15 protein-coding genes and 1 pseudogene are annotated in these 16,274 nt (G+C 69.0%); 6 read left to right on the top strand and 10 right to left on the bottom strand.

Features of this window, described 5'->3' with window-relative positions; translation table 11 throughout:
- Positions 1-448 (top strand): annotated as a pseudogene (locus A5663_RS21665) (DUF4878 domain-containing protein); the annotation flags it as partial.
- Position 449: 1 nt separating this feature from the next.
- Here A5663_RS21665 and fbaA read toward each other — a convergent pair.
- A complete protein-coding gene (gene fbaA / locus A5663_RS21660) occupies positions 450-1,490 on the bottom strand; it encodes a class II fructose-bisphosphate aldolase (RefSeq protein ID WP_068153781.1) in 1,041 nt (346 codons plus the stop codon).
- A 50-nt stretch (positions 1,491-1,540) separates the two neighbouring features.
- Complete coding sequence (locus A5663_RS21655; RefSeq protein ID WP_068153780.1) at positions 1,541-2,554, bottom strand: alcohol dehydrogenase catalytic domain-containing protein; 1,014 nt, start codon at positions 2,552-2,554, stop codon at positions 1,541-1,543.
- Positions 2,555-2,622: 68 nt separating this feature from the next.
- On the opposite strand from A5663_RS21655, the gene A5663_RS21650 reads away from it, so the two are divergent.
- Positions 2,623-3,249 (top strand): VTT domain-containing protein, encoded by a 627-nt coding sequence (locus A5663_RS21650; protein WP_068153788.1) that lies wholly within the window; start codon positions 2,623-2,625, stop codon positions 3,247-3,249.
- On the opposite strand, the gene nhaA is transcribed toward A5663_RS21650, so the two are convergent.
- From nhaA to clpB, 7 genes are all read right to left on the bottom strand, one after another.
- Complete coding sequence (gene nhaA / locus A5663_RS21645; RefSeq protein ID WP_068153779.1) at positions 3,246-5,099, bottom strand: Na+/H+ antiporter NhaA; 1,854 nt, start codon at positions 5,097-5,099, stop codon at positions 3,246-3,248. The two genes, A5663_RS21650 and nhaA, sit on opposite strands and share 4 nt — an antisense overlap.
- Complete coding sequence (locus tag A5663_RS21640) at positions 5,096-6,205, bottom strand: glycoside hydrolase family 76 protein (RefSeq protein ID WP_068153778.1); 1,110 nt, start codon at positions 6,203-6,205, stop codon at positions 5,096-5,098. The genes nhaA and A5663_RS21640 overlap by 4 nt, the downstream gene beginning before the upstream one ends.
- 15 nt (positions 6,206-6,220) lie before the next feature.
- The gene (locus A5663_RS21635) at positions 6,221-6,865 is read right to left on the bottom strand and encodes an RNA methyltransferase (RefSeq protein WP_068153777.1); all 645 of its coding nucleotides are present in this window, start codon (positions 6,863-6,865) and stop codon (positions 6,221-6,223) included.
- Positions 6,858-7,757 (bottom strand): hypothetical protein, encoded by a 900-nt coding sequence (locus tag A5663_RS21630; protein ID WP_068153776.1) that lies wholly within the window; start codon positions 7,755-7,757, stop codon positions 6,858-6,860. The genes A5663_RS21635 and A5663_RS21630 overlap by 8 nt, the downstream gene beginning before the upstream one ends.
- A gap of 12 nt (positions 7,758-7,769) precedes the next feature.
- Entirely contained in the window at positions 7,770-8,546 is a 777-nt protein-coding gene (locus tag A5663_RS21625; RefSeq protein ID WP_068153775.1) for an SDR family oxidoreductase, read from the bottom strand.
- A gap of 13 nt (positions 8,547-8,559) precedes the next feature.
- Complete coding sequence (ttfA, locus tag A5663_RS21620; RefSeq protein ID WP_068153774.1) at positions 8,560-9,393, bottom strand: trehalose monomycolate transport factor TtfA; 834 nt, start codon at positions 9,391-9,393, stop codon at positions 8,560-8,562.
- Positions 9,394-9,473: 80 nt separating this feature from the next.
- Complete coding sequence (gene clpB, locus A5663_RS21615) at positions 9,474-12,044, bottom strand: ATP-dependent chaperone ClpB (RefSeq protein ID WP_068153773.1); 2,571 nt, start codon at positions 12,042-12,044, stop codon at positions 9,474-9,476.
- A gap of 194 nt (positions 12,045-12,238) precedes the next feature.
- On the opposite strand from clpB, the gene A5663_RS23700 reads away from it, so the two are divergent.
- Positions 12,239-12,649: a hypothetical protein gene (locus tag A5663_RS23700; RefSeq protein ID WP_068153787.1), complete on the top strand. Its 411-nt coding sequence runs from the start codon at positions 12,239-12,241 to the stop codon at positions 12,647-12,649.
- Positions 12,649-13,299, top strand: coding sequence for a GAP family protein (locus A5663_RS23695; RefSeq protein WP_231976867.1), 651 nt, complete (start codon positions 12,649-12,651; stop codon positions 13,297-13,299). The genes A5663_RS23700 and A5663_RS23695 overlap by 1 nt, the downstream gene beginning before the upstream one ends.
- On the opposite strand, the gene A5663_RS21600 is transcribed toward A5663_RS23695, so the two are convergent.
- Complete coding sequence (locus A5663_RS21600; protein WP_197503529.1) at positions 13,300-13,941, bottom strand: TetR family transcriptional regulator; 642 nt, start codon at positions 13,939-13,941, stop codon at positions 13,300-13,302.
- Positions 13,942-14,038: 97 nt separating this feature from the next.
- Between A5663_RS21600 and A5663_RS21595 the strand changes: the two genes are divergently transcribed.
- Complete coding sequence (locus tag A5663_RS21595; RefSeq protein ID WP_068153771.1) at positions 14,039-15,070, top strand: hypothetical protein; 1,032 nt, start codon at positions 14,039-14,041, stop codon at positions 15,068-15,070.
- A gap of 16 nt (positions 15,071-15,086) precedes the next feature.
- Entirely contained in the window at positions 15,087-16,250 is a 1,164-nt protein-coding gene (locus A5663_RS21590; RefSeq protein ID WP_068153770.1) for an FAD-binding oxidoreductase, read from the top strand.
- Positions 16,251-16,274: the final 24 nt, after the last annotated feature.

Below are 16,274 nucleotides of genomic sequence, written 5' to 3'. Positions count from 1 at the left end.
GCAGCAACGCCGCAGCTGGGGTTGGGTGGTGGCCGTGGTGCTGGTCATCGCCGCGCTGGTCGCGATCGCGATTCTGGGCACGGTGCTGCTGACTCGCGACTCGAACAGCAGGGCGTCGCAGGAGCAGATGGTGCGCAGCAGCATCGAGGATTTCGACACCGCGATCCAGAACGGCGATCTGGCGAAGTTGCGCGGCATCACCTGCGGGACCAAACGGGACAGCTACGTCCGCTATGACGACAAGCGGTGGGCCGAGATCCACGAGCGGGTGGCCGCAGCCAAGCAGTATCCGGTGGTCGCCAGCATCGACCAGGTGGTGATCAACGGCGACCACGCCGAGGCCAATGTCACCGCTTTCATGGCCTACGCGCCGCAGACCCGGTCGACGCGCAGCTTCGACCTGGAGTTCCGTGACGGCCAATGGAAGATCTGCCAGGCGCCGCAGTGAATCACCGGCCGGCGGTGACTGATCGGCCTGCGCTGTGTAGATCCTGGCACGCTTCGACGACGCGTTCGCTCATCGACGCCTCCGCCTTCTTCAGATAGCTGCGCGGGTCGTAGACCTTCTTGTCCCCGACCTCGCCGTCGATCTTCAGCACGCCGTCGTAGTTGGTGAACATGTGCGCCGCGACGGGCCGGGTGAACGCGTACTGGGTGTCGGTGTCGACGTTCATCTTCACCACGCCGTACTTGAGCGAGTCCTCGATCTCGGACTTGAGCGAACCGGACCCGCCGTGGAACACGAAGTCGAAAGGCTTTGCGTCAGAAGGCAACCCGAGTTTGGCGGCGGCGACCTGCTGCCCCTCGGCGAGCACCTCGGGACGCAGCTTGACGTTGCCCGGCTTGTACACGCCGTGCACGTTGCCGAATGTCGCGGCCAACAGATATCTCCCGTGCTCGCCCGCGCCGAGGGCCTCGACGGTCGCCTCGAAATCCGCCGCCGTGGTGTAGAGCTTGTCGTTGATCTCGTGTGCCACACCGTCTTCCTCGCCGCCGACCACGCCGATCTCGATCTCCAGGACGATCTTCGCCGCGACGGCCTCGGCGAGCAGTTCGCGGGCGATCTCGAGGTTCTCGCCGATCGGCACCGCGGAGCCGTCCCACATGTGCGACTGGAACAGCGGTTGCCGGCCCTCGGCGACCCGCTGCCGCGAGATCGCCAGCAGCGGCCGGACATAGGTGTCCAGCTTGTCCTTCGGGCAGTGGTCGGTGTGCAGCGCCACCGTGACCGGGTACCTGGCGGCGACGACGTGGGCGAACTCGGCCAGTGCGACCGCGCCCGTCACCATGTCCTTCACCCCGAGGCCGGATGCGAATTCCGCTCCGCCCGTGGAGAATTGGATGATGCCATCGCTGCCCGCGTCGGCGAAGCCCTTGATCGCGGCGTTGATCGACTCCGACGACGTGCAGTTGATGGCCGGGAACGCGAACCCGTGTTCCTTGGCCCGGCCGAGCATCTCCGCGTACACCTCGGGCGTTGCGATGGCCATGAGCGGTCCTCTCGGCAGGTTGCGCCGATTATCCCACCGACCCGCCCGTCTCACATGGTCAAAACCATGCGGTACCGGGCCCGGCCCTCCTCCATCGCCGCGTAGGCCTCGGCGGCCTGCGCCAGCGGTCGCTCCTCGATCCGCGCCCGCACCCCGCTCTGGACGGCGAAGTGCATGGTCTCCTCGACGTCGCGCGACGTGCCCGACGGGTGACCGCTCACACTGAGCCCGTCGGTGATCAGCTGGATGGGCGCGATCGGCAGCGCGTCGGCGGTGACGCCGATGATGACGAGCTCACCCTGCGGTGCGAGCCCGCCGACGGTGGCGGCCATCGCCTGCGAGTTCGCCGCCGTCGCCAGCACCACCACCGCGCCGCCGAGGTCCTGCAGCGCCGCAGCGACGTCCACGGCCCGCGAGTCGATGTAGTGGTGGGCGCCCAACTCGCGAGCGTCGGCCTCCTTGTCCGCACCCCGCGCGATCGCCACGGTCTCGAAGCCCATCGCCCGGGCGAACTGCACCCCGAGGTGGCCGAGCCCACCGACGCCGAGCACGGCGACGGTGTCGCCGGACTTCGCCCTGGTCTGGCGCAGGCCGTTGAACGTGGTGACGCCGGCACACCCCATCGGGGCGGCCTCGGCAAACGACAGGCCGTCGGGGATGCGGGCCAGCGCGGTGACGGGAACGGTTACCGACTCGGCGTAACCGCCGGGATAGTGCCAGCTCGGCACCTGCATGCGCCGGCACTGCATGAACTGTCCTTTGCGGCACGGCACACACCGGTTGCAGTTGCCGCCGAACCATCCGACGGCCACCCGGTCGCCGGCCGCGAAGTCCTCGACACCGTCGCCGATCTCGGCGACCGTCCCCGCGATCTCGTGACCCAGCGTGATCGGCCAGTTCAGGTTCGGGAAGCCGCCTGCGACGAACCCGTGGTCGGTGCCGCACACCCCGCACGCTGCCACGGCGATGCGCACATGGCCGGGGGGCGGCGACGTGGTCTCGACATCGACGAGCGTGAGGAGGGCGCCTGCGGATTCGACGTGAACTGCCTTGTGAGTGGTCATACCCCGGACACTAGGTATGTTGGGGCCCTGTGACCACCGTTCTCGCCACGGGCGATCAGCTCGCGCTCATGCCCGACTTCCTGGATCCGATCAAGCTGATCGGCTACTTCGGGGCCTGGGCGTTGGTGGGCCTGCTGGTCGTGATCTTCGTCGAGTCGGGTGTGCTGTTTCCGATCCTGCCGGGCGACACGCTGTTGTTCGTCGCAGGCATGCTCGCCGCGGGTACCGCCGCGTCCGGGCAGGCCGACTTCCAGCTGTGGCAGCTGTTGGTGTTCATCCCGATCGCTGCCGTGCTGGGCGGCCAGGTCGGCTATTTCATCGGCCGCTACATCGGCACCGCGATGTTCAAGCCGAATGCGCGCATTCTCAAACAGAAGTACCTGGACGAGGCGCATGCGTTCTTCGAGCAGCGCGGCCCGTTCGCGATCGTGATCGCACGGTTCGTGCCGATCGTGCGGACGCTGGCGCCACTCACCGCAGGCGCCGCGCGAATGAACTACGGCGTGTTCACGCTCTTCAACGTCATCGGCGCTGTCGTGTGGGGGGTGGGGCTGACGCTGCTCGGTTACGGCCTCGGCCAGTTCGAGATCATCCAGAAGCTGCTCGAGCCGATCTTCATTCTCATCGCGCTGGCGTCCATCGCGCCGATGATCATCGAGTGGTACAAGCGACGCAGGGCGGCCAAACGCGCCTAACCGGGTCGGGCGTTCTCCAGCGCGCGGATCAAGCTGGCGGCGTCCCACGGCCCCTTGTGCCGCTTGCCGTTGACGAAGAACGTCGGCGTCGAGTTCAGGTCCATCACCTCGGCGTCCTGCGCGTCGTCCTGCACGTGGTGCAGCACCTTCGAGGCGTGCAGGCGCACGTCCTGGTCGAATCGCTCGATGTCGCAGCCCGCCGCCACGGCATAGCGGTACATGTCCGACCACTCCAGGTCGTCCTGGTGGTCGAACAGCTCGTGTGCCATCTCCCAGAACCTGCCCTGGCGGGCGGCCGCCTCGCTCGCCCGCGCCGCGTCGAAGGCCCGCGGATGCGCCCGTTCCAGCGGCAGGTGGCGCCACACGTACCGCAGTTCGCCACCGAAATGGTCGCGCACTTCATCGATCGCCCCGGTGGCGCGGCTGCAGAACGGGCACTCGAAGTCGCCGTACTCGACCAGCGTCAACGGGGCGGCGGGATCGCCCCTGATGTGGTCGCGATCCGGGTCGACCGGCCGCAGCAGTTTCAGCCCGACGGGCTCCGGCGGGCTGCGCCAGTCGGTGATCCGAAACATCACCCACCCCAGCGCGAACGCCACCACCGACGCGATCAGCACGCCGATGATGGCCTGCTGCTGGCGCGCCGGGTCATCGATCGCGATGTCGACGATGAAAAGCGAGATCGTAAAACCGATCCCGGACAGCGCGGCACCGCCGGCGATGCGGCGCAACGTCAGGCCGGGCGCCAACTCGCCGGCGCCCGTACGCCGCATCAGCCACGTCGAGGCGGTGATGCCGACGAACTTGCCGATCACCAGACCGGCGACGATGCCCCACGTCAACGGTGAGCGCAACGCCGCGGACACGCTCTGCCCGTCCAGTCGCACGCCGGCGTTGACCAACGCGAACAACGGCAGCACCAGAAACGACACGTAGGGCCCGACGCTGGTCTGCAGCCGTTCGTTGATCGATATCGAATCGCGAAGGCCGCGGGTCACTTCGCGGGCGTAGCGCGAGTTCGGGGACTGCCGGAACGCCCGGATGCGCGCGACGACCTCCTCGACCTGGGTGCGCTCGGGCAGGAAGACCGGGATCAGCAGCGCCAGGCCGACGCCCGCCAGCGTGGGGTGCACACCGGCCATGAGCAGCGCGACCCACAGCGAGAAGCCCAGCGCGGCATAGGCGGGCCCGCGGGCCGCGGGCAGATACCGCACCAACGCGATCGCCACGATGATCACCGCCGACGCGACGAGCGGAACGACCTCGATGCGTTCGGAGTAGAACAGCGCGATCACGCAGAGCGCGCCGACGTCGTCGACGACCGCCAGCGTCAGCAGGAAGATGCGCAGCCGGCCCGGGAACTTGGGTTTGATGATCGCGAGCGCGCCGATCAGGAACGCGGTGTCGGTCGAGATCACCACGCCCCACGCCTGCGCGTTCTCACCGGACGGGTTGAACAGCAGGAAGATCGCGGCCGGCACCGCCAGCCCGGCGATCGCCGCGACCACGGGGACGGACGCCCTCGCCCGGTCGGTGAGCTCGCCGATCGCGAACTCGTGTTTGACCTCCAGTCCGACGATGAAGAAGAAGAACGCCATCAGGCCGTCGTTGACCAGATGCTTGACGGTCAGCTCGAAGCGGTGCTCACCGAAGGTGAATCCGATGTTGGTGTCGAGGAAGTCCCAATAGCCTTGCGCCCAAGGTGAATTGGCCCAGACGAGCGCGACGAGGGTGAAGAGCAGCAGTAGACCGGCCGCGGTGTTCTCTCCGGTCCGGGCCGTCTTGGCGTCCCCGCTGAACCGTCTCGGCAGCAGCCGGACGATCCGCGGAACCGACTGTGAGTCGCTCACTCCTCGGCTGCGCTGCTGCACGCGTGCGCGGCTTCCATCAGCATCCAGCCCGACAGCTGCACGGACAGATCGCGCTCGGGCACCTCGGAGGCGTTCACCGCGCCCTCGACGAACTGCGCCTGCGCCCCCGCCGCGGCGGGAATCTCGGCGGTGCGGTCCCAGAACGCGCTGAACAGCGGCAGCCCGTCGACCGTCTGCCGGTTCTGCCACGCGGCTTCCGCTGAGGTGAGCACCAGCGAGCGGGCGGCGTCGCGCGCCGCGCCGTCGTCCTCACCGCGCTGCGGCAACGCGGTCGCGACCAGCGCGAGATAGCGAGCCAGGATGCCGTTGAACAGTCCGCCGTCACCGCCGCCTGCACCCTTGAGGACGCCGTCGGGGGCCATGTCGGCGGCGACCGCCGCGACCAACCGGTGCACCCGCGCGGCGTGCTGGGGGTCGTCGGTGCGCGCGGCGAGTTCGGTTTCCAGTCCCAGCACCACGCCCTGGCAGTAGGTGTACTGCGCCCGGACCAGCGATCCGCCCTTGATCCCGTCGAACACCAGGTGGCTGTCCGGGTCGATGAGGGTGTCGTCGATCCAGTCCGACATCTGCTGGGCTCGGCGCAACCGGTCGAAGCGGGCCAGGAAGATCGCCGCCGGGCCGTTGGCCGGGGCATTGAAGAACTGGTCCTGCTTGCGCCACGGAATGCCGCCGCCGTCTTCGGGCACCCATGCGTTGAGGAACTGCTCGGCCAGCTTGTTGCACGCCGTGGGCCGCTGCACCCCCGCCAGCCGCCCGGCCCGTTCCAGCGCCAGCGCCAGCCACGCCATGTCGTCGTAGTAGTTGTTGACCCACCGCAGGTTGTTGCGCAGCCGGTGGCCCCGGATCTGACGCGCGATCCTGGTCTGCCGCTCTGGCTGCGGGTCGCGCAGTTGCGCGTCGACCAGGTTGTCGAGCAGGTGCGCCTGCCACCAGTAGTGCCATGTTCCGAACAGCCGGTGCTGGCGGGCGGCCGGCCAGGCGACGACCCCCAACTGGGTGCCGGGCAGACCCCACAGCCGTCTGAGATGTCGCTTGGTGACCGCGGCCTCGGCGCTGGCTGCCCGGTTGGCCCAGAGCTGATCCATGGTGTCGATCCTGCCCTACCAGGCCGTCGAAAGGTCCCCGTGTTGGGTGATCCAGGTGTGCATCGCGATGCCCGCGGCGACGCCGGCGTTGATGCTGCGGGTGGAGCCGAACTGGGCGATGGACACGGTCACCGCGGCGCCGGCCCCGGCTTCGGGGGTGATGCCGGGGCCCTCCTGGCCGAACACCATCAGGCAGGCCCGCGGCAGCGCGGTGAGCTCGATGCGCGCGGCGCCGGGGATGTTGTCGACGGCGACCACGGTGAGTCCGGCGCGGTGGGCGAACTCGAGCAGCGCGGCGGTGGTGTCGTGGTGGCACAGCCGTTGGTAGCGGTCGGTCACCATGGCGCCGCGGCGATTCCAGCGCCGCCGGCCGACGATGTGCACGGTGTCGACGGCGAACGCGTTGGCGGTGCGCACCACCGCGCCGATGTTGGCGTCGTTGCCGAAGTTCTCGATCGCGATGTGCAGCGGGTGTCTTCGCGTGTCGATGTCGGCGATGATCGCCTCTCGCGTCCAGTACCGGTAGGCGTCGACGACATTGCGGGTGTCGCCGTCGCGCAGCAGCGCGGGGTCGTAGCGCGGGTCCTCGGGCAGCGCGCCCTGCCACGGGCCGACGCCGGGGCTCTCGCCCCATTCAGTCGGTCCCGCGGGTTCAGTCATCCTTCGTCCACAGCGCCGCGTGGGTGCCGACGAGCGAAACCGTCGCATACAGCAGGGCTTTGTTGATCTCGCCCTGCGTGCACAGCGACGCCCGGACCTGGACCGAGTCGCGGGAGATGTCGGGCAGCACCAGCACCGAGGAACCGTAGAGGCTGCAGGCCGGGTTCAGCCCCGGCGCGGGCAGCGTCGGCGAAACCAACACCATCGCGGGGCCGCCGCGCTGCTCGGAGACGTCGCGGTATTGCTCTGCGACACCGCCGATTTCGAGCCCGATCAGCATGTAGCCGTTGCCGGTGAACGCGTTCGGGTCGCCGAGCGCCGTCGGGCTGAGCATGGCGCCGTCGGCGCGGAACGCGTCGAGGCTCGTTGTCTTGATGGACAACCCGGTGTCGTTGTCCCGGACTGCGGGCAGCCCGACCGGAAAGGCCACCGGATGCGCGACGGTGGTGCCCGGCATCCGGTCGCCCGGCGAGTAGGCGTACACGCCTCGCACCTGCACCTGGTCGCGCGCCGGACCGATGCACACGGTGCCGGTGAGACGGTCGGGCGTAGGGGCCGAAAGTGGTTTGAGGTCAAGGCTTTTCACGTCGCGACAACTGCCGAGGGCGTTGGCCTCGACCGGGTGGGCCAGCGCCCCGTAGAGGCCGAACCGAATGTTCTCGGGCTTGGTGTGCGCGCCGCCGGCCTCCGACGGCGAAGCATCGACGTCGAACAGTACGTAGTCGCCGTCGAAACGCAGATTCGACACCGACATGTTCCAGCCCTGCGTCGCAAGCGATTCGCCGACGGTCGCGGTCTGAGCGGCGTACGGCCGGACCGGCCCGCCGTCACCCGAACAGGCCGAGGCCGCGACGACGACGATCGCTGCCAGCGCCGCGGTCAGCGCGCGCACGTAAGTGAAGCTCTACGTCCTGCTGCGGCCACGGCCGACCACCTTCGTCATCGCGCGCACCAGGTTTCGCGGCACCAGCCGGCCCCCGACGATCAACGCCTTGTACTGCAGGCCCGGCACGATCACGACTTTGCCGTCGGCGACGTCGGCGATGGTCTCGCTCACCACGTCGTCAACCTCGAGCCACATCCACGACGGGGTGCCGTCCATATCGATGCCTGCGCGCTCATGAAACTCCGTACGGACGAATCCCGGACACAGCGCGTGTACGCCGACGCCGGTACCGCCCAAGCCGTTGGCCAGGCCCTCGGAGAACGAGACCACCCACGCCTTCGACGCCGAGTACGTCGACCCGCGTCCGGGCACCAGGCCGGCGACGCTGGCCACGTTGATCACCGTGCCCCGGTGCGCGGCCAGCATGGGCGGTAGCGCGGCGTGCGTCAGTTGCATGACCGCGGTGACGTTGACGTCCAACTGGGACTGCAGCAGCGCCAGGTCGGCGGTCCAGAACTCGCCGGCCGTGCCGAACCCGGCGTTGTTGACCAGCACCTGCACGCCGGTCGCCAACCGGTCGGCGACCTTGGCCCGGCCGGCGGCCTCGGCGAGATCGGCAGTGAGCACCTCGACGTTCGCGCCGGCTTCGTCGTGCAGTTCGGCGGCCAGGCGCTCGAGGCGAGCGCTGTCGCGCGCGACGAGGACCAGATCGTGGCCGTCGCGGGCGTACCTGCGCGCGAAGCCCGCGCCGATGCCGGACGTCGGCCCGGTGATCAGTGCGACAGGGCGAGACATGCCCTAAGACTACTTAGCGCTGATAGTGCGGCGACTGCCGTCCGTTGCGCGACTGCGGCGGGCGCCTGCCCGCGTCCGGGCGGGCGGGCTGCTGGGGATAGCGAGGGGCATCCGGGCGCGCGGTTGCATCGGCGCGGCCGGCGGGTTCGGCGCGTCCGGGCCCGGGGGTGAGCGGGCGGCTCGGTGATGCGCTGCGTTTGGCCAGGGTGGCCTGGTTCGTCTGGCTCGCCATCGCCTGCGGAGTCGGCGGCAGCACCCGCAGCAGGTCGTTGAACTGACGAACCGTGCGCAACCCCTCGTCCCACTGGGCCCGCGTACTGGTCACCGGCATGGAGACCAGCGTCCAATGCTCTTCGTTCCACATGATCTCGGCGCAGTCCGGCGCGGTGTGCGCGAACGTCACCATCCGGCGGTCACACGCCCGTCGCGCGGCGTCGAGGTTGGTGGAGTAGACCATCCGCGGGCCGATCGCGCCGAGCAGCCAGATGTCGTTCTCCCGCGGCTCCTTGATGCCCTTGAGCCGCAGGTCGACGACCACGTGGGTGCCGACCTTGCGGTGTAGCGCGATCACGGTCGCGACGTCCTCGAGGTCGAAGATGTACACGGCCTCGCCGCGGATCTGGCCGAGCACGACGTTGCGGGCGGTGACGTCGCCGACGGTCGACATCACCCCGCGCTTCCAGCGGTTCAGGATGTCGTGCGACTCGTGCTCGTAGTCGAAGCCGTGCGACTTGGCCCACGACTTGCGACGGCGCCCCAGCCCGCGTCGACGGTCGATGTCGACGTACAGCAGCACCGCCGCACCCACGAAACAGAGTGCGGACAGCGTGAACCAAAGCGGAACCATTGCGCCCTAGCCTACTGGCAGGTAGTAGCAATCCCCGAACTCGTCCAGATCACAACCGCATCTCGGAAGCGTCAGCAAACTCAGCCCAGGACCAACGAGTCCCCGTCGGCGCTGACGTTGACCGGCACGACGTCGCCGTCGTGCACCTCGCCGGCCAGCAGCATCTTGGCGAGCTGGTCGCCGATGGCCTGCTGGATCAGCCTGCGCAGCGGCCGGGCGCCGTAGAGCGGGTCGAACCCGCGTTCGCCCAGCCACTTCTTGGCCGGCAGCGAGACCTCGAGCGTGAGCCGGCGCTGCGCCAGCCGCTTCGACAGCTGCTGCAGCTGGATGTCGACGATGTGCACCAGCTCCTCCGGGTTGAGCCCGTCGAAGATGATCACGTCGTCGAGCCGGTTGATGAACTCCGGCTTGAACGCCGAGCGCACGGCGGCCATCACCTGCTCCTCGGTCCCGCCGGCGCCCAGGTTGGACGTCAGGATCAGGATCGTGTTGCGGAAGTCCACCGTGCGGCCCTGACCGTCGGTCAGCCTGCCTTCGTCGAGCACCTGCAGCAGCACGTCGAACACGTCCGGATGGGCCTTTTCGATCTCGTCGAAGAGAATCACGGTGTACGGCCGCCGGCGCACCGCCTCGGTCAGCTGACCACCCTGGTCGTAGCCGATGTAGCCGGGAGGCGCACCGACGAGGCGGGCCACCGAGTGCTTCTCGCCGTACTCGCTCATGTCGATGCGGACCATGGCGCGTTCGTCGTCGAAGAGGAACTCCGCCAACGCCTTTGCCAGCTCGGTCTTGCCGACGCCGGTCGGGCCGAGGAACATGAACGAGCCCGTCGGCCGGTTGGGGTCGGCGACGCCGGCGCGGCTGCGGCGCACCGCATCCGATACCGCGGTGACGGCCTTTTTCTGCCCGACGACGCGCTTACCCAGCTCGTCCTCCATGCGCAGCAGCTTGGCCGTCTCGCCCTCGAGCATCCGGCCCGCCGGGATCCCGGTCCACGCCGACACCACGTCCGCGATGTCGTCGGGGCCGACCTCCTCCTTGAGCATGACATCCTCACGCGCCTCGGCCTGCGGTACTGCCGCGTCGAGCTTCTTCTCCACCTCGGGGATGCGGCCGTAGCGCAGCTCGGCGGCCTTCTCGAGGTTGCCGTCGCGTTCGGCACGATCGGCCTCGCCGCGCAGCGTTTCGAGCTGCTCCTTGAGCTCGCGCACGACGTCGATGGCGCCCTTCTCGTTCTGCCACCTCGTAGTAAGCACTGTGAGCTCGGCCTTTTTATCAGCCAGTTCGGCGCGCAGCTTCTCCAGCCGTTCTTTGGAGGCGGCGTCCTCCTCTTTGGACAGCGCCATCTCCTCGATCTCCAGCCGGCGCACCAGCCGCTCGACCTCGTCGATCTCGACGGGTCGGGAGTCGATCTCCATCCGCAGCCGCGAGGCGGCCTCGTCGACGAGGTCGATCGCCTTGTCCGGCAGGAAGCGGCTCGTGATGTAGCGGTCGGACAGCGTCGCTGCCGCGACGAGCGCGGAGTCGGTGATGCGGACGCCGTGGTGCACCTCGTAGCGGTCCTTGAGACCGCGCAGGATCCCGACGGTGTCCTCGACCGACGGCTCGCCGACGAATACCTGCTGGAAGCGGCGCTCCAGCGCGGCGTCCTTCTCGATGTACTTGCGGTACTCGTCGAGCGTCGTGGCGCCGACCAGGCGCAGCTCGCCGCGCGCCAGCATCGGCTTGATCATGTTGCCGGCGTCCATCGAGCTGTCGCCGGTCGCTCCCGCGCCGACGATGGTGTGCAGCTCGTCGATGAACGTGATGATCTGGCCCGCCGAGTTCTTGATGTCGTCGAGCACGGCCTTGAGCCGCTCCTCGAACTCGCCGCGGTACTTCGACCCGGCGACCATCGACCCCAGATCGAGGCTGACGACGGTCTTGTCGCGCAGGCTCTCCGGGACGTCGCCGGCGACGATGCGCTGGGCCAGGCCCTCGACGATCGCGGTCTTGCCGACGCCGGGCTCGCCGATCAGCACGGGGTTGTTCTTGGTGCGCCGGGACAACACCTGCACGACGCGACGAATCTCGTTGTCGCGGCCGATGACCGGGTCGAGCTTGCCTTCCTTCGCGCGCGCGGTCAGGTCGGTGGAGTACTTCTCCAGCGCCTGATACGTGCCCTCGGGGTCGGGGCTGGTGACGCGGGCACTGCCGCGCACCTTGACGAACGCCTCGCGCAGCGCCTGCGGGGAGGCGCCGTGCCCGGTGAGCAGCTTGGCGGTGTCCGAATCGCCTGCGGCGGCCGAGCCGCCCAGTCCTCCCGCGAGCCCGACCAGGAGGTGTTCGGTGGAGACGTACTCGTCGTCCATCTCGGTCGCCAGGTTCTGCGCGGCGGTGATCGCGGCGAGAGCCTGCGGGGACAGCTGCGGCTGCGAAGCCGCGCCGCTGGCGCTGGGCAACCGGTCGAGGAGCCGCTGCGTCTCCGCGCGGATGCTCGCCGGCTCGACGCCGACCGCCTCGAGCAGCGGGGCGGCGATACCGTCGTTCTGGGTCAGCAGTGCCATCAACAGATGGGCGGGCGTGACCTGCGGGTTGCCTGCGGTGGTCGCCGCCTGCAACGCCGCGGTCAGTGCCGCCTGGGTCTTGGTCGTCGGGTTGAACGAGTCCACGACACCTTCCCTTTCCTAGGTTCGTGAGCTTGGAGAAAAATGCTTGTCGGATTGATCAACGCCGTCAATGTTGAGTCTGTTCCGCTCAAGTCTAGCCAATTTTCCGCGCGGCAAACCTGGAGTCCCCGGCTCTGTAGCGCAACACGCCGCGCAAGTGTCACAGTTTTCACACCGGTATCGGCCACGCTGGACGCATGCGTCGACTCGTCGCTCTCACCACCTTCGCGGTGAGCACGACAATCCCCTGGACGGCGGTCGCACCGGCAAATGCGGCAGGCGACGCCGACCAGGTCCGCACCGTCCTCGAGGTGATGAACGGCTCGTACAACCGCTCAGACTTCACCTCCTTCGCCGAGCATGTCTGCACCGCCATGCGCCGTGCGGCGGATTTCGAGAAGAGCTGGTACGCGAGCCGACAGGCCGACGGGCCGACCCGGATCTCGGTCGACTCGGTCACCCTGGCCGGCCAGCCGGCGGCCTCGGCCGTCGCGACGGTGCGGTTCGCCGCGGCCAACCAGCCCGATGCCAAGACCTTCGACGTCGACTTCCTGCGGGAAGGCAGCGACTGGAAGGCCTGCCAGTACCACCCGACGCAAGCCGCATAGTGCTGACCGAGCTGATACCGCTGGCGCTGGTGATCGCGCTGTCGCCGCTGTCGATCATCCCCGCGGTGCTCGTGCTACACACTCCGCGACCTCGGCCGACCGGCCTGGCGTTCCTGGCCGGCTGGTTGATCGGCCTAGCTGTGCTGACGACCGTCTTCCTGCAGGTGTCCGGCCTGCTGGGCGGGCGCGGGGACCGGCCGCCCGGATGGGCGTCCTGGTTGCGCGTCGTGGTCGGCGCGGCGCTGATCGTGTTGGGCTTGTACCGCTGGTTCACCCGCAAGCAGTCGGCGCACACGCCTCGCTGGATGCAGAGCCTGAGCAAGTTGACCCCGGTTCGCGCCGGCGGCGCCGCGATGGCGCTGACCGTCGTCAACCCGAAGGTCCTGTTCATCTGCGCCGCGGCGGGTTTGGCGATCGGCACGGCCGGCGGCGGTTCGCGCGACGACTGGGTCGCCGTGGCGTGGTTCGTCGTCGCGGCCGGGTCGACGGTGGCGGCGCCGATACTGGCTTACGCCGTATCCGGCGACCGTCTCGACGATCCGCTGGCGCGGCTCAAGGACTGGACGGAGCGCCAGCATGCCGCCCTGGTCGCGGCCATCCTGGTGGTCATCGGATTGTTGGTGCTGTACAAGGGAATTCACGGCCTGTAGCTAATCGGCGGCCGGCAGACCGAGCTCGGCGGCCTCAGCGGTCAGGTATCGCGTCACCGTCGGCGCCAGCAGCCGCACGAGGTCGTCGTCGGGCAGCGTTGCCAGCGGCTCGATCCTCATGACGAAGCGCAGCACCGCGGTGCCGACGAGTTGGCCGGCAGCCAACAGTGCGCGCAGCCGGGCCTGCTGCCCGCCGCCGAGCTCACCGGACACCGCGGTCAACACGTAGTTCTGCATGAACCCGCGAAACGCCTCGTGCGCGTCGGGATTCGACGTGGCCGACTGCAGCATCGCCACCATCGTCGGGCCCGACTCCGGGGACTGCCAGATTCGCAGATAGGCCCGCACCATCCGGGTGCCGATGTCGGGCTCGTCGTCCGACGCGCCGGCGACGGCCGATGCCAGCTCCGCCGGGTCGACGATCAGGCTCAGCGACTCGCGGAAGAGGTCGGCCTTGGAGCCGAACAGGTACAGCACCATCGACGGGTCGACGTGGGCGTCCCGCGCGATCGCGCGCAGCGTGGTCTTCTCGTAGCCCTCGGCGCCGAACCGCTTGCGAGCGGCGGCCAGCACGGCGTCCCGAGACACCGGTTCACCTTGACGACGTCCGCGACGCCGCGCTGTTTTGCCTGGTGAAGCCATCAGACGATGCTATCATTTCAATGGGTGTTGAAATGTCGACGGCGCCGAGTTACGCTACGATCAGGTAATTCAACGTCGAATGAAAAAGGTGTCCGCCATGTCCACCGAAACGGCCGCCGGGCCCACCCATCACTCCTCACCTGCTCACGAGCAGCCGGCCGCGGTCCGCGCGACCGGTGTTGTCGTCGTGCTCACGGTCGTGATCGCGATCGTGGCGCTGGCCTTCGCGCTGCCCGCGGCACGCACCGCGCCGCACGACGTGCCGATCGGCGCAGCGGGTCCGCAAGCTGCGGGCGGTCAAGTCGCGGCGACGCTGGAGCAGCACTCGCCCGGAGCTTTCTCAGTCACCTACTACCCCGGCGAGACCGCTCTGCGCGACGCGATCCGCAACCGCGACGTCTACGGCGGCATCGCTTTCGGGCCCGACGGGCCGACGCTGCTGGTGGCCACCGGCGGCAGCCCGATGATCGCCCAGATGCTGACGCAGATCGGCAACGGCATCGCCGCGCAGAGCGGGGCGCAACTGCGCGTCGAAGATTTGGCGCCACCGACCGTCGACGATCCGCGTGGCGCCGGGCTGGCGGCGTCGGCGCTGCCCATCACGCTCGCCGGGCTGCTGCCCGCGGTGGCGCTGCTCTTCGCGTTCAAGCGGGAGGTGTGGACACGGTTCACCACCGCAGTGGTCTTCTCGGCCGTGGCCGGCATGTCGATCGCCGCGCTGTTGCGTTGGGTGCTCGGTTCGATCGACGCGAACTTCTGGGGCGTCACGGGCGCGTTGACGCTCGGCATCCTGGCCACGGGGCTGACCCTGCTGGGCCTCGGGTCGTTGTTCGGCCGGGTGGGGCTGGCGCTCGGCGCGGTGACGGCCCTGCTCGTCGGAAACCCGTTGTCTGGCCTGAGCAGCGCCCCGGAGTTGCTGCCGAGCGGCTGGGGCCAGTTCGGGCAGTTCCTTCCGCAGGGCGCCAATGCCACCCTGCTGCGGTCCGCAGCCTTCTTCGACGGTGCCGGCGGCGCGGTGCCTGTCATCGTGCTGACGTGCTGGGCCGCGTTCGGCGCGGCGCTGATCGTCGTCGCGGCACTTCGCGGGCACCGGACGCGAGCGGACGACCCGGCTCCGGCGGCCACCTGACTTACACTGGGGCGGCGTGGGACTCGACGACCGTGACGCGCTGCGAACGCTGCGCGACGCGGTCGATCCCGCGCTCGGCGACGACGAGCTGGTCCGGCGCTTCTACACCCACTGGTTCGCGATCGACACCTCAGCGCGCGACCTGTTTCCGCCAGACATGCAGGCCCAGCGGCACCGCTTCGCGCGGGCCGTCAGCTGGGTGCTGGGCGAACTCGCCGCCCGGCGGGCCGAGGAGCCGGTCGCGTTCCTCGCCCAACTCGGTCGCGACCATCGCAAATACGGTGTGGCACAACGTCATTACGACAGCTTGCAGACCGCGCTGTACAGCAGCTTCCGCCGTCATCTGACCGACCGCTGGGATGACCGGCTTGCCGGGACTGCCCGGGACGCCGTCGCGTTGATGGTCGGGGTGATGCGGGGCGCCGCGGACGCCGAACAGGGCCCGCCGTTCTGCGACGGGACGGTGATCGAGCACATCCGCGCCACCCGGGACGTCTCCGTCGTGCGGTTGCAGTTGGACCGGCCGCTGTTCTACTACCCCGGGCAGTACGTCACCGTGCAGGTTCCGCAGTGGCCGCGCCGGTGGCGTTATCTGAGCCCGTCGATCCCGGCCGACGACGCCGGCCACATCGAGTTCCATGTCCGCTCGGTGACCGGCGGGATGGTGAGCACCGCGATCGTCGGCGAAACACGCGTCGGCGACCGTTGGCGGCTGTCGCACCCGCACGGCAACTTGCACGTCGACCGCGAAGAGGGTGACGTGTTGATGGTCGCGGGCAGCACCGGCCTGGCGCCGCTGCGGACGCTGATCATGGACCTCGCCCGCTGGGCCGTGAACCCGCGGGTGCATCTGTTCTTCGGCGGCCGCTACCCGTGCGACCTCTACGATCTGCGCACGCTGTGGCAGATCGCCGCGCAGAACCCGTGGCTGTCGGTCACGCCGGTCTCGGAGTTCAACACCGACCCGCCCTGGGCGGCCGACTATCCCGACGTCCGGCCGCCACGCGGCCTGCATGTGCGACAGACCGGCAGATTGGCCGACGTCGTGACTCGCTACGGGAACTGGGGCGATCGGCAGATCCTGATCTGCGGCGGCCCGGAGATGGTCGCGGTGACGAAAGCCGCGCTGATCGCCAAAGGTGCGCCCGCCGAACGTATTCAGCACGATCCACCGCCCTGAGCGCGCGGCGTGGCACGATCGTGT

Origin of the sequence: Mycobacterium sp. E740 (assembly GCF_001672895.1) — a bacterium.
In the GTDB taxonomy this organism is placed as follows: domain Bacteria; phylum Actinomycetota; class Actinomycetes; order Mycobacteriales; family Mycobacteriaceae; genus Mycobacterium.
This window is presented reverse-complemented; position numbering and strand designations above follow the sequence as displayed.